The organism is Bacillus andreraoultii (assembly GCF_001244735.1).
Classification (GTDB): Bacteria; Bacillota; Bacilli; order Bacillales; family Caldibacillaceae; genus Caldifermentibacillus; species Caldifermentibacillus andreraoultii.
Window position 1 is genome coordinate 312,324 of sequence record NZ_LN868936.1, and the last position, 14,495, is coordinate 326,818.

Here is a 14,495-nt window from a genome sequence, read left to right on the forward strand (position 1 = left end):
CTTAAAATATTTTATTCAACCCACTCTATGGCTTTTTTGCTCAGTTTCCACCTCTTCAAGTTTAGACCAGTTAATAAGATTTTCCATAAGAATGGCTAAGATAATCCCCATTAATAAACCACTACTTAGAAGTGGCCGAACAAGGATTGGTATCGAATCAAACATCTCAGCAGGCATTGTCATAATCGCAATCCCTAATAATACCGGTGCAGCAATCCGATAAATCGTTTTTGGAGTAAATTTAATCCCTTCTAAATTAGACAGTCCCCCACTAAATAACTGTAAATATGCTACAAATAGTACAGCATTTCCTACACTTACTGGTAAAGTAGTAAAAAAGTAGCTGAGTATCGGGACGAATCCAAGAGTCATAAATAGTATTGCACCAATCACCATTGGTAACGTATGGAAAATAAGTGTTGATTGCAAGAATCCTAGTGAAGATACATACGGTGCATACGGAACCATCCCAAACGTACCTGAGACAACTGAATTCATACCCGTTAAGACAAATGATCTTCGGTATTGACGGTGGGACGTCTTTGTATTGGTAATGGGTTCAAAACCTTTAATGGAAGCGATTGTATTTGTTGTGTTAACTAGACCTGTAATAACGGCGAAAATAATCAGTCCTATATTAAAAGACGGTTCTCCCCAAGGAAAGAAGTTAATAATTTTTGTTGCAGTGGCAATTTCATTCGACTGTTCCGGAAAAAACACGGCATAAATTACCCAACCTGTTACAATTCCAATTAAAATAGAAAAATTCCGTATAATGCCAGGCCCCTTTACATTCATCCAGATGACAAGAACAACTAAAAATAGTGATAGCCCCGCAATTGGCAAGTCAATATGATCCCCTGTATTTAACCCTAACATTCCTTTTGTGAAAATCCCAATTAACTGAACCGCAAGTAAAAACAATACTGTACTCATAACAACTGGCGTAAACAACCGAATTAATACATTTCCCATACCAAGTGCCCCAAGTACCATAACAAGGAATCCTGAAATAATGATTCCCACTGCAAGACCCCCGCCAAGTTCATTTAATGATACCCCTGCAGATGATGCAGATGCACTTATACTTAGTAAAGCTCCCCACCATAATCCCGATTGTCCTTCCATTAAAGGATACTTATGTCCAATGAATGCCTGAAGAATACAAGCGATACCCGTATAAATAAAAGACCTTTGCATTGCACTTGCCACTTCTACTGAGGACAAATCAAAGGCATCTCCAATTGTTAAAGGAATGACCACCGTATTTGCAAACATAAAAAACAACCATTGTACCCCGGCAAAAAATGTTGTAGATGAAGATGGTCGTATCATTATTCCCCCACCCCTCTTAAACTACATAAACAGAAAAATATATATAAAGCCATTGTACACTATTTTTTATTTTTTGATAAATCTGATTAACCTGCGCATTAAAAATTTATTGCATTTTTTTATTTTCATTTATGAACTGGTGTTGAACGGGCTGGCGTGGAAATCAGCTCATAGGACTTCTCTATGAACCTGATTTGAATAGGTTTATAGGCAGAATGGGCTCTTAGAATCTAGATATGAACCCGAAATTATCAGGTTTTTGCAAAAACGGTCTCATAGAACCCTTCTATCAACCCAAAATCATCAGGTTTACGCGAAAACGGGCTCATAGAACCTTGCTATCAACCCGAAATTATGACTTTTACGCAAAAAAGGGCCCATAGAACCTTGCTATCAACCCGAAATTATGACTTTTACGCAAAAAAGGGCCCATAGAACCTTGCTATCAACCCAAAGTCACCTATTTAAAAGCAGAAAAAGCGTACAAACCCCTATTAATCTTATGAGCAACGTTAACTGGAAGGAGTGATTGTTTTTATACTCTTTAACTTTATTGTACGTATGTCCTCCTTTACAAATCCTTCGTGAACGTCTGGCTTTAAAAGAACGAGTAGCTCTTTATCAACTCGTGAGACAAGCATGGCATTTTTCAAACATTCGCCATTTTTCATCTCAATTGTTATCTTCTCGCCATCCTTTAAATTCTTCATAAATGGATACTTCTTTTGAATCTTTCTTTCAGACCATTTCATTTCCAATGGCTGTAATCTTTTTTCAATAAAAACGAGTCCCGAAATTAAAATAAGCGAACATACAATAAGGAACCACCATCCGAAAAATCGCCAATAATTTATCGCAATCATATTTGCTATCAACCATACAATCCGCAATGTCCAAAGAACAAGTCGATGCCGATTTTCCTTTTTAAGATTCCTTGCTTCCTCTTTTCTGGAGTTCAAAAAAACACACCCTGACAATTCTTGTACATATATCGATTTCGTGATTTACGTATTTCTAACCTTATTTCTTCTTAAATTCGCTTGAAAAATTATTTACAACCGTTTGTACTTCTTCTAATTTATCTGGTTTCAACAAATGAATCATTTTTGGGATAAACTCTTGAATTTCTGTTAATGAAAAAGTACCTTCATCTTGTTTTCTGAAGTTTTCCATCAACAGTTCTTTTGCTTCCTCTTCTTTCCCTTCTTGAACTCTTTCCAAAATATAATGTAAAAACTTCTCTTGACCTTGTTTGTTCATTATCTTTTCCTCCTGAACGATAAAATATAAAATTCCATTGTTCCTATCATTATTTTCAACCTTAGCGAGCAGCCAAAGTTTATTTATTTGTATAATCCAGCTACTCGGATAAACGACCATTTATCATTTTCGGTTCAACATGAACAATAACATCATAAATATTATGTTGTTTAATTAACGTATTTTCAACAAGTGTTGAAATGTCATGGGCATCTTTAATGTTTAAATTTGAGTTAACCGTATTGATAACATCCACCACTGTATTGTTCCCATAATTTCTCCCTTTAATTTCCTTAATACCTTTAACACCCGGTACCATTTCAATTGTTTTTTTATAGAGGGTAATTTTTTCTTCATCAAAACCGTCCTTCAAGTTATGTGAGGCCTCCATGAAAATATCCCAAGCTGTTTTACAAATAAGTAGGCCTACCATCACTGCAGTAACAGTATCAAGCCAAGGCATGTTTAATTGTGAACCGAATATGCCGATTGCTGTACCAATACTTACCCAAGCATCTGATAAATTATCTTTCGCAGCTGCCATTAAAGCTTGACTATTTATTTTTGAAGCTAAGTTTTTATTATAACGATATACCGTGTACATAACCAATGCAGAAAAGATACCAAAATATCCTGCAATAAGGTTAGGGGAGTTACTTCCTCCTTCAAAAAGAGAAACAACCCCATCTATTAATACTTGAATCCCAACTGCAAACATAATAAAAGAAGCAACTAAAGAGGCAATGTTCTCACTTTTCCAATGTCCGTATGCATGGTCACTATCAGGTGGTCTCTGGGATATCCTTAATCCAATGAATACAGCAATAGAGGCGATAATATCTGTAGCATTGTTCAATCCATCTGCTCTTAATGCTTGGGAATTAGATACATATCCAACAAATAGTTTTAACGAAGAGAGAAATAAATAAGCAATTATACTTATAATCGCTCCTCTTTCTCCTCTTTTTAAATTCATATATTTTTGTTCTTCCAACATTCCCACTCCTAATTTTAATTACAAACAAAAATAATGATACAACTCTTTATGCATGTGGGTCTACAGAAATCTTTTTGGATCAATCTATGATGTTAAACCAAAGCTTAACTTGTTTCGTTAAGGCAAAAATTATTTATTCATTTGAAGGAAAGATAAAATTTCTCATTTTTATTGCCGATTTGTTTTTCACATTTAAATTTAACACTTTTGTGCTTTTTATGAATAAAGTCCACTATTTCAGTTGGTATAATGAGATTACATTTACTTTTTTTCACTATAGGGCAAAATTAATGAACTAAATAAACGAAAGAGGAAGAATATATATGGAATTTTTAGAGTTAACAAAGATTAGACGTTCAGCTATTAATTTTCAGTCAGATATTAAGATCTCTTCTTCTGAATTACAGGAAATATTTGAAGTTGTTAAGACACATCCTTCTTCATATAACATACAAACAACGCATTATTATGTTGCAATGTCTCAAGAAAAGAAAGCATTAGTCAAGGAAGCATCCAATAACCAGCATAAGATTTTTAGTGCCTCTGCAACTATTATTGTATGTGGAGATTCAGAAGGTTATAAAGAAGCCCCTCGATTATATGAAGGGATGAAAATGCTCGGTATAATGGACGAGTTAGAGTTTAACTACACGATTCATACAATAAACAAACTATACACGGATAACCCCAAATTAATTGAAGAAGACAATATCCGAAATGCTTGTTTATCCGCTATGCTATTCATGTTAGCCGCAAAAGACAAAGGGTGGGATACTTGCCCGATGCATGTACATAATGTAGAAAAAATAAAAGAAATCTATCACATCCCAAAAAATCATCAGCCCGTCTTAATGATTTCATTAGGAAAATCAGTAGAAAATAAAATAAGACCAAGAGGATATAGAAAGCCTGTTAATGAATTTGTTCATTTTGTTGACTAGACACTTCTGTAAATAGGAATAACCAAGTGTAAATTTTATGGAAATGATATTGATTGGTCAAATAAATGAAACCCTTAGCAAAAAAATTCGGATTTGGAAGAAGTTAAATTCCAAACCCGTTTTTTCATCTTTTTATGTATGGCTGTGCTGTCTGTCCTTAATAAGAATATGCTCAGTTATCCAATCCGCAATAAATGTTAATAATTCATAAATGTAATCATTTTGCCCTTGGTCAATACGATTATAATCAATTTGATCAAACTTCTCTATAAAACCATCATGCTCCTTTTTATGGGAAAATAATCCTTTATAGCCTACCTTTAACATATATTCTTCCTCAGCGCGAAAATGAAAAACTGTATAATCTTTAAGTTCGTGAATGATATCTATGATCTTATCATATTTATCCGTATAGAAATCATTCCGTAATAGCTCATAAGCCCTGTCTCCAATTTCAAATAATGTTTTATGTTGTTCATCAACTAAAGCATTTCCTGTTTCAAACTCTTTTTCCCATTTAAACATGCATAAACTACCTTCCTATCCACATAAATATTTTCTGAATTTTAATATTACAATAAGTACAATCTTTTGTGATTTATTTCACAACTTTTACAAAAAACTGCCGCATTTTTGTAACATTATCAACGTTCCTCAGGAATGAAAGGACTTTGACACATGTAGTTAGCATGATCTTTCTGAAAAACTTTATTTTATTGAGTTACCACGATTCATTCGTTTTAATCATTTCCTCTTATATACTTTCTAAATACGGATACGATAACTCTTGTGATTAAAGACTTTAAATTCACGCTAATAAAAGTATGATACCAACGCCAACCACTTTTCCATTTTATCAATCCGGTGTTCCGTTCCGCCCAAAATTCAAAAATTGTAAGTGGTACTGAAAAAAAGAGAACTTTATAAATAATTGCTACTGGTTTATCTTTACTTGTTAATTGATTGTACATAACCGTAGCTATTGGGTAAAGCAGCACATCGTAAAGGATATGTATCCTGAATATTTTCGGTAATAATCGTGTTGGATACGAAATATAGTTCACTGTGAACCATTTGTCTAAAATAATGTTAGTTATTGCATTATACATATATGCAAACAACCAGTCCTTTTTAGGAGGCCGTTTCATTAGTAAAGGTAATATTCCCATTGAAAAGATAAGTAATCCATATAAAAATCTCTTTTCATTCCTTTTTCCGCCCATTATCATCACCTATAGTTAGCTTGTTCTCTGTTTGAATTTTTATGACAAAAACACGCTACTAAAAATAAAAAATTAGTTAAACGGGCATCTAGATGTGCTATTGATGATCATTTTGATTTGAAATTCGGATAATTGAGTGTCTAGGAACCGCTATTGATGACCTTTTTGATAAAAGGCACGGGAAATTCGGGCGTCTAATGTGGTTTGGTCGCACGAAAATACCGCAGTTTTTAGTGGTACGGGATTATACAACCTTTCTGTCAACCTAAAATTCTGAGTTTGACGTGAAAACGGGATCATAGAACCCTTCTATGAACCTAAAATCCTTAGGTTTATGCGAAAACGGGATCATAGAACTTCTCTTTGAACCTAAAATCTTGAAGTTTACGCAAAAAAGGGCGCATACAACCTTTCTATGAACCTAAAATACTCAGGTTTACGCGAAAATGGGTGCATAGAACTTCTCTATGAACCTAAAATCTTGAAGTTTACGCAAAAAAGGGCGCATAGAATCTCCCTATAAGCCCAAAATCCTGAGTTTGACGTGAAAACGGGATCATAGAACCCTTCTATGAACCTAAAATACTCAGGTTTACGCGAAAATGGGTGCATAGATCCTTTCTATGAACCCAAAATCCTTAGGTTTACGCGAAAACGGGATCATAGAACCCTTCTATGAACCTAAAATACTCAGGTTTACGCGAAAACGGGATCATAGAACCCTTCTATGAACCTAAAATCCTTAGGTTTATGCGAAAACGGGATCATAGAACTTCTCTATGAACCTAAAATCTTGAAGTTTACGCAAAAAAGGGCGCATACAACCTTTCTATGAACCCAAAATCCTTAGGTTTACGCGAAAATGGGTGCATAGATCCTTTCTATGAACCCAAAATACTCAGGTTTACGCGAAAACGGGATCATAGAACCTCCCTATAACCCTAAAATACTCACTTTTACTTTGACTTCCGGATGCACCTATTCATGTTTCAAAACCTTAATATATCGATATTCTTGATTATCACGTTTTTTAAAAAAATACGACTTTCTGAACAGCCCCTTCCTATTAGCTAAAAAAGCCGGACTATTCCGAGGCTCTAAATAAGAGCTTTAGTGGATAGTTCGGCTTTTCAATGGTGAAGGTTACTATGTACCATCCTAATTTCGATACAACTATTCTTGTACATCATAGCCTTGTTCTTCAACGGCTTCTTTCATAGCAGCAACGTTAACTTTTGTTTCATCAAATGTAACATCTACTTTACCAGCTTCTAGATTTACTTCAGCTGCTGTGACGCCATCTAATTTTTTTAATGCACCTTCTACTGCCATTTTGCAATGACCACAAGACATACCTTGGACGTTTAATGTTTTCTTTTCCATCATCATTTTCACCTCCTCCCAATGGGGCAAGTCCACCTTTAAACACCATGTTCTATAACTTCACTCGTTTTAGGCGAAGTGAGTTTGTGACAACACTGACCGAACTTAATGCCATTGCGGCTCCAGCAATCCATGGGGCAAGTAATCCAATGGCAGCAATTGGAATTCCAGCCGTATTGTATCCGAAAGCCCAGAACAAGTTTTGCCTGATATTTCGAATTGTCGCATGGCTAATTTTAATCGCTTTCGGTATGAGCAACAATTCACCACCAAGAATAGTTACATCAGCCGCTTCAATGGCCACCTCTGTACCTGTACCAATAGCAATACCAATATCAGCTGTCACTAATGCAGGTGCGTCATTTACTCCATCCCCAACCATTGCTACCTTTTTCCCTTGAGCTTGAAGTTCTTTCACCTTATCTGCCTTTTGCTCAGGCAATACTTGGGCGATTACATGGTCAATGCCGACTTGTTTTGCAATTGCTTCGGCCGTTCTTTCGTTGTCACCTGTTAACATAACTACTTCAATGCCCATATCTTTTAATTCTTTAATCGTTTGAGGCGCTGTTTCTTTAATCGTGTCTTGAACGGCAACGGTTCCTCGATAATTTCCATCAATTGCTATTAACATCGCTGTTTTTCCGTTTGTTTCAAATTCAACTAATTTGTCCTCATTGCCTCTCGTATCAATTTGATAATCATTCATTAATTTGCGATTTCCAACAAGAACATGTTTTCCAGAAATTTTCGCTTCAATACCGTGTCCGGGTATCGCATGAAATTCATCAACATTGAGAAAATCAATTCCGTTTTCCTCTGCGTATGCGACTATTGCTCCTGCGAGTGGATGTTCTGATCCTTTTTCTGCACTAGCTAATAATTGTAGTGTTTCTTTATCACCAGTAAAATCTGTTACTTCTGGTTTCCCTTTCGTAATTGTCCCTGTTTTATCAAGTACAACCGCCTGTAATTGATGGGTTCTTTCAAGATGTTCTCCACCTTTAAAAAGGATTCCACTTTCAGCCGCTCTTCCGGTTCCTACCATAATGGAAGTTGGTGTTGCGAGCCCTAACGCACACGGACAAGCAATCACAAGTACAGCAATGGCTGCAACTAAAGCAGGTTCGAATTGACCAGGTTTAACAAAAATAATCCAAATCGCAAATGTTACAATGGCAATACCGATAACAATTGGGACGAAATAACCTGAGATAACATCAGCTAAACGTTGAATTGGTGCTTTTGATCCTTGTGCTTCCTCTACAACTTTTACAATCGAGGCTAGAGCAGTATCTTTCCCAACCTTTGTCGCTTCCATTTCAATGGAACCATTTTTATTAATCGTTGCGCCAATTAATTTTGCCCCAGGATCTTTTTCAATCGGAATCGATTCACCAGTAAGCATCGATTCATCAACCGAAGTCCTTCCTCTAACAACAATACCATCTACAGGTATCTTTTCTCCTGGCTTAACAATTAAGTGATCCCCAACTACTACTTCTTCAACTGGGATCATCACTTCTTTTCCATCCCGGATAACACGTGCTTCTTTTGCTTGTAAATTAAGTAGTTCAGAGATTGCATTTGTTGTTTGACTTTTTGCCCGTGACTCTAAATATTTCCCAAATAAAATTAAGGTAATTAAAACAGCACTCGTTTCAAAATAAAGGTGAGGCATATAATTCGGATTTCCAATGGTTTTCACTGCTTCATATAAACTATAGAAGTAAGCAGCACTCGTACCTAGTGCAACGAGTACATCCATGTTTGCTCCACCATTTTTTAAGTTTTTATAAGCCCCAACATAAAATTGCCAGCCGATCATAAACTGAACCGGTGTTGCTAAAAGAAATTGGAACCACGGATTCATGAAAATATGAGGGATATTTACTCCAAACAAGTGAACGAGCATCGTTAATAACAGTGGAGCTGAAAGAACTGCAGAAATCATTAACTTTATTTTCTTCTGTTGCAATTCTTTTTCTTTATAAGTTTGTTTTTCTTTTGTTTCTGCTTTCGGCTTTGCATCGTAACCCGTATTTTTGATTTTTTCGATTAAGGTACCTGCATCAACGATTCCCGGATTATATTCAATCGTGGCACTTTCCGTTGTTAAGTTTACAGTGGCTCGAGTTACACCCGCTTGTTTATTTAATACTTTTTCAATCCGATTGGAGCACGCGGCACAAGTCATCCCAAACACATCAAGATCCACTTTTTCTTTTAAAACACCATAACCGATATTTTCTATTTTCATCGTAATATCATCTAGAGAGGTTTTGTCCGGATTATATTGGATTGTAGCTTTTTCTGTCGTTAAGTTTACTTGTGCCTCTACACCATCTATTTTATTTAACACTTTTTCAATACGGTTAGAACATGCTGCACAAGTCATGCCTGTTATACCTAGTGTCACACGATTTGTTTCACCCATATTTCCCCACTCCTTACTTCGAAAACTGTTTTAAAACACTCATTAGTTCCTCAATGGTTTCTTTCCCTTCCCCTTGTCTAATCGCATCACTAACACAATGGGTAAGATGACGTTCAGTGACAACAAAACCAACATTTTTTAATGCGGATTGAATGGCACTAATTTGTACTAAAATATCAACACAATAACGATCTTCCTCTACCATTTTCTGTATTCCACGAACTTGGCCTTCAATTCGTTTTAAACGATTAATGATTTTTTGCTTTTCATCTTGTGTTCTCGGTTGACTCGGGTGATCATGTAAATATTTATCCAAATCAATCACTTCCTTATTCTTTATACTTATACTATACCCCCCTATTGTATTTATGTAAACAAAAACATCTTTTGCGGAAAAATCACGATGGGTATCACGCCATCCTGTTTCACTTCTTGTATTACTGTATTGGGACTTTTTCACGTATCAAGTTGTTTCGTACGATTGGTTGGTTATTTTTATCGGCTTTAGAAAATACGCCTTACATATCCATCTTAATTTCTCCCCTCCATGTTCAGACTTTTGAACAGGAGGGAAGCATATTTTTGTTAAGAGATAGAAAATTTCATGCGAATATCAACTACTTACATTTCAAAACTATCTACTTATAATTTAAACTTCTGAACCATTTGCGTTAATTCCTCTGCCAAGTTGGCTAATTCTTCTGCACTTGCTGTCACTTCTTGCATGGAACTACTTGTCTGTTGACTAGCAGCAGCCGTCTCTTCAATTCCTGCAGCAGATTCTTCTGATACCGCGGCAATTTCTTGAATAGAGCCACTCATTTCTTGTCCTTTTTCTGACACATCAGCTAAGATTTGAGATATCGATTCAATCCCTTTAGCTTCTTCCGTAATTAAACTTCGAATTTTATTAAAGCTTTCTTCTGTTGACTGAATTTGACTTGTTCCACGTTCTACTTCTTTATAACCACTTTGCAAGGAGTCCGATACACTTACTGTTTCACTTTGAATTTTGTTAACAAAATTTGAAATACCCACGATAGAGTTCGCTACTTGTTCGGCTAATTTTCTCACTTCATCCGCAACAACAGCAAAACCTTTCCCTTGTTCACCAGCCCTTGCTGCTTCGATTGCCGCATTTAATGCCAAAAGATTCGTTTGGTCAGCTATGTCTTTTATAACAAGTACGAGTTTCGAAATTTCTTTTGACTGAATAGTTAAGCCTTCTACTTTATGAACAGATTCTTGAACAACCGTATTAATCTTCTGCATTTGTTCAACAGAGTCACTCATTTGCTTGCTACCTTCTGTTGCTACATGCAACACATCTTCTGAATATTGGTGGATTTCATTTCCATATTTATTTGCCTCATCTAACCGTTGTGCAAACACTTCCATATTGGTGGATAATTCACTCGCATTATTCGCCTGTGTTTCAGCCCCTGATGCTAGTTCCTCCATTGTTGAGGAGATTTGCTCTGTGCCGTGACTTACTTCATTGGATGATTGGGTTAATTCCTCACTGTGACTTGCTATTCGTTCGGATGCAAGGGAAATTCTTTGTATCATTTCTTTCAACATATCTTGCATCGTTCTCATCGTTTGAGATAATTGTCCAATTTCATCATCTGAAGTTACTTCAATTTGTTCAGATAGGTTCCCTTTACCAATATTGTCTGCCTTTTTCTTTAATTTATTTATTGGCTGAACGATTGATTTAATAACAAAGAAAATCGTTACTGATCCTATAATAAAGAACACTGCAATAACCAAAAAGGTTCTTTGAAAAATTGGTTTGGCTGTATTGGCAACCTCTGAATAGGATAAATTTCCTCCAATTTTCCAGTCTGTTGTCTCATTCGTGACAAACTTCATTAGTTTCTCATCGCCATTTATTTCGTAATATAGCTCTCCACTATTTTGTTTGTACATTTTTTTATAGAACGCTTGTTTCGCCTGAGTACCAGCTTCATTATGAGGATGGGAAATAAATTTTCCCGTTTTATCTAATAGAACAGCAAATCCCTTATCACCGAATTTAACTTTTCCCACCAAATCTTGTAAATAACTTAAAGAAATATCAATAGCAACGACACCCGAATCATCATTCGTTGATTGGGAAAGGGTCACTACCATGTTCCCAGTTGTTGCTGAAATATAAGGTTCAGATAGTATAATTTCCCCCTTATTTTTCATCGCATCTTTATACCAAGGTCTTTCTCTAGGATCGTAATCAGCATCCATTTCAGCATCTGGATACTGAACAAACAAACCCGTTTTCGTACCGATATATGTAAGTTCTACATCTTTAGGAAATAACTTCCCATAAAACTGGAGGATATCCACCAAATCAGACCTGTGTTCTTTTGTATAAAGTTCAGAGGATATTTTTTCCGATAGATAGGTGATATTCTCCTTTTTCGGTCCAATCTCATTATTTATTGAAGAATTTAAAAGCTGTACGTTTTCATTAATTCCATCCTTTATTCTATCCCCGACCGTATTTTTAGCAGTCATATAAGACAATGACCCAATAATCATACTTGGTACAATTAAAATGAGAGCAAAAGACAGAACTAATTTTGGTTTTAGTTTTGAAATAAAACTTCCTATTTTTTTCAAATTAAAACTCCTCCTCATCAACATAGTTGATTTATTCTCTTAGATGTATCTATGGAAAAAATATGTGCAAAAGACCACAATTACAATACTAATACAGTGCAACTATTACGTAAACCGATTGTGCTCCAATGTTGAAAAAGATTCATAACCTTCGTTAAACCATCTTTCAACTTGTTCCTAGGGTATTTTTCAAATAAGGGATGAAAGGAATGAACAAAAAAAAGGACTGAATCTCGGTTGGATCCAGCCTGGGTATCGGTTGATTTTTATTGATATCATTCAGTTCGGTTCAATAGCCTTGTATATCTAGCAGAATTCAGAACACTTCTCTTATTGTTCACTTTATGGAAGTGAACTGAATTCGATCGTGAAAAACAAATGTATCATAGACTAGGGTTGTATCTTTCTCTTGGTCTTTAATTCTTAAGTAGAAACTACTCATATTTTGATAGATATTCATGGACATCTTCTGGTATTTTAAAACTTAATTTGAATGTTTTTAACTGAAGATCAACATATGGCGTATCCATATATGTAATTATACTTGCTACATGCTTTAGCTCTTTTTTATCATCACTTGATTCACCGAATTTTATTGTTTCTTGTTTGTACAATTCAAATTGTTTGCCCATGATTGCATCTGAGGGGACATCCACCATTTCCCATTCACTCATTTTAAGTGCTTCTGTAAAGTCGGCAATATCCTCGTTATCTGTGATTGTTGAAATAGAATCTGACTCCTCGGGTGATATGACTTCCATTTTTTGTACGTTTTCAAAATTAGCAGCCAAATCATCTGAATCAGCCTTTTTATTTTCTACATTACATCCCGCCAATACACTCATAAATAAAAATACCATGATCATTTTCTTGATAATAAATCCCCCCATAACCATTTGTTCAAAACATTTACACGTATATATACGACTTCTTATTCAAATCGTTTCAACGCATATTAATAATTCGCTTTTGGCACTCCTATTTGGACTTATTTTCCTTCGTTTTTATCAAGCCTGAATATCATTGTTTCTTCTACCCTTTCCTCCATTCATAAAGTATCCGGTGACATCAAGGGATATTACGCATAATATGTTTGAAGTTTCATAAAATTCAAACCCTATATAAAAATTGTAAAACATAAGTTATTACGCTAAATATTAACTAATACGCCCCAAAGAATGCTCCAATATATGTCTTTTATTCCTTTCTTTCGATAAAAATCCATTATGTTTGATTCTATCATTCTAGTGGTAATGTTTTTAACAAAAAAGTACATCGAGTATCCGTTTATAACCGAGCCACTCAATGTACCTATAAAATTTAGAATTGATTTTTTTCACTAATAAACCTTCCCATGATAGTGATTTATATGAACAATTTTATTCTTCACTGTGCTTCCTTTATAGTTAAATAAACCCAACGAATCTTTGTAAGTATTCCTCTTTTTATCCTTATAAGTATACATACCTCATAAAACGGTGTACTGACCTATATTAACAAGGCTAGAGAGTACAGCTCCTGCAGCTGTTCGTGATGAAGTTTTTGGTGATTTTGTTAAAATAAATGATATTATGCCGGCAATAGCTGTTACCGTAACAGTTACGACATTAAAACTACCAGATTTATAACCTTTATTTACCCATGTTCCAGTGCTATAATCGGTTCCTATATTATAAGTTTTATAAGATTGGGCTGTCATTAAATTTAATGACTTTTCCTCTTCTATTTTTTCTACAGGAGATTCTGAGTCGTCAAGTACTATATCAGTAACAGCCAGTTCTCCATCTACATATAAATTGCCATCGACTTTATCAATTGTAATTTGACTTTCTTCATCATCCATTATCAATGTGAATTCTGCCCTCTCAGATGTTTCCCTCAAATCTACCATCTCAATATTTTCAATTGTATCAAGTTCCTCTATGGCTTCCTTGACTTGAACCTGCTGTAGAGATAAATTTGGATGAAAGTCTATGTTTGTATTAGCAAAGGCGTAGTGTGGTAAAGAGGGTGCAATAATTATTGTAGTAACTAGAATCATAATAACAACTTTTAAATTAGTTTTATTAATTTTCATAAGGTTCCCTCCCTTTTGACAAACCGAACTAGCCGATGGTTTAAAATTTTCGGAAAACAAGGGCGTATTTGTCATGCCTTAATTTAGTTCCCTTCGCCCTTGTTACACCTAACTTAAACCATCGGCGTGTTTGTCAAGGGCAAATGGCGACGGTTCTCCACCTTATTTCGGAATAAATCTTGTTTGCTTATCCGTTTTTCATAGAACTTTTGACATTACC

At 35.2% G+C, this 14,495-nt stretch carries 13 protein-coding genes and 1 pseudogene; 1 reads left to right on the forward strand and 13 read right to left on the reverse strand.

Annotation, left to right across the window (positions count from 1 at the left end):
- Positions 1–15: 15 nt before the first annotated feature.
- The 4 genes from BN2144_RS04565 to BN2144_RS04580 all read right to left on the reverse strand — a co-directional run bounded on the left by BN2144_RS04565 (position 16) and on the right by BN2144_RS04580 (position 3,589).
- A complete protein-coding gene (locus BN2144_RS04565; protein WP_033827116.1) occupies positions 16–1,335 on the reverse strand; it encodes a uracil/xanthine transporter in 1,320 nt (439 codons plus the stop codon).
- 512 nt (positions 1,336–1,847) lie between these two features.
- Positions 1,848–2,294 (reverse strand): hypothetical protein, encoded by a 447-nt coding sequence (locus BN2144_RS04570; protein ID WP_033827117.1) that lies wholly within the window; start codon positions 2,292–2,294, stop codon positions 1,848–1,850.
- A 61-nt stretch (positions 2,295–2,355) separates the two neighbouring features.
- Entirely contained in the window at positions 2,356–2,595 is a 240-nt protein-coding gene (locus tag BN2144_RS04575; protein WP_033827118.1) for a hypothetical protein, read from the reverse strand.
- A 100-nt stretch (positions 2,596–2,695) separates the two neighbouring features.
- Positions 2,696–3,589, reverse strand: coding sequence for a cation diffusion facilitator family transporter (locus BN2144_RS04580; protein WP_033827119.1), 894 nt, complete (start codon positions 3,587–3,589; stop codon positions 2,696–2,698).
- Between the two features lie 326 nt (positions 3,590–3,915).
- Here BN2144_RS04580 and BN2144_RS04585 point away from each other — a divergent pair, with 326 nt between their 5' ends.
- Positions 3,916–4,533 (forward strand): nitroreductase family protein, encoded by a 618-nt coding sequence (locus BN2144_RS04585; protein WP_033827120.1) that lies wholly within the window; start codon positions 3,916–3,918, stop codon positions 4,531–4,533.
- 132 nt (positions 4,534–4,665) lie between these two features.
- Here the strand turns inward: BN2144_RS04585 and BN2144_RS04590 are convergent, their stop codons facing one another.
- The 9 genes and pseudogenes from BN2144_RS04590 to BN2144_RS04625 form a co-directional block, all read right to left on the reverse strand.
- Entirely contained in the window at positions 4,666–5,058 is a 393-nt protein-coding gene (locus BN2144_RS04590; protein WP_033827121.1) for a bacteriohemerythrin, read from the reverse strand.
- Positions 5,059–5,273: 215 nt separating this feature from the next.
- Positions 5,274–5,756 carry a CBO0543 family protein gene (locus BN2144_RS04595; protein WP_033827122.1) on the reverse strand — a complete coding sequence of 161 codons (483 nt, stop codon included), beginning with the start codon at positions 5,754–5,756 and terminating at the stop codon, positions 5,274–5,276.
- 1,173 nt (positions 5,757–6,929) lie between these two features.
- Positions 6,930–7,139 (reverse strand): copper chaperone CopZ, encoded by a 210-nt coding sequence (copZ, locus tag BN2144_RS04600; protein WP_033827154.1) that lies wholly within the window; start codon positions 7,137–7,139, stop codon positions 6,930–6,932.
- Between the two features lie 52 nt (positions 7,140–7,191).
- On the reverse strand, positions 7,192–9,576 hold the full coding sequence (locus BN2144_RS04605) for a heavy metal translocating P-type ATPase (RefSeq protein WP_033827123.1): 2,385 nt from the start codon (positions 9,574–9,576) through the stop codon (positions 7,192–7,194).
- Positions 9,577–9,589: 13 nt separating this feature from the next.
- Complete coding sequence (locus tag BN2144_RS04610; protein ID WP_033827124.1) at positions 9,590–9,892, reverse strand: metal-sensing transcriptional repressor; 303 nt, start codon at positions 9,890–9,892, stop codon at positions 9,590–9,592.
- A gap of 326 nt (positions 9,893–10,218) precedes the next feature.
- Positions 10,219–11,175, reverse strand: coding sequence for a methyl-accepting chemotaxis protein (locus tag BN2144_RS20880; RefSeq protein WP_407638009.1), 957 nt, complete (start codon positions 11,173–11,175; stop codon positions 10,219–10,221).
- Positions 11,161–12,222, reverse strand: a pseudogene (locus BN2144_RS20885) (HAMP domain-containing protein); the annotation flags it as partial. The gene BN2144_RS20880 and the pseudogene BN2144_RS20885, both read right to left, overlap by 15 nt.
- Positions 12,223–12,632: 410 nt before the next feature.
- Complete coding sequence (locus BN2144_RS04620) at positions 12,633–13,043, reverse strand: hypothetical protein (RefSeq protein ID WP_139017849.1); 411 nt, start codon at positions 13,041–13,043, stop codon at positions 12,633–12,635.
- Positions 13,044–13,666: 623 nt separating this feature from the next.
- On the reverse strand, positions 13,667–14,275 hold the full coding sequence (locus BN2144_RS04625) for a hypothetical protein (protein ID WP_033827125.1): 609 nt from the start codon (positions 14,273–14,275) through the stop codon (positions 13,667–13,669).
- Positions 14,276–14,495: the final 220 nt, after the last annotated feature.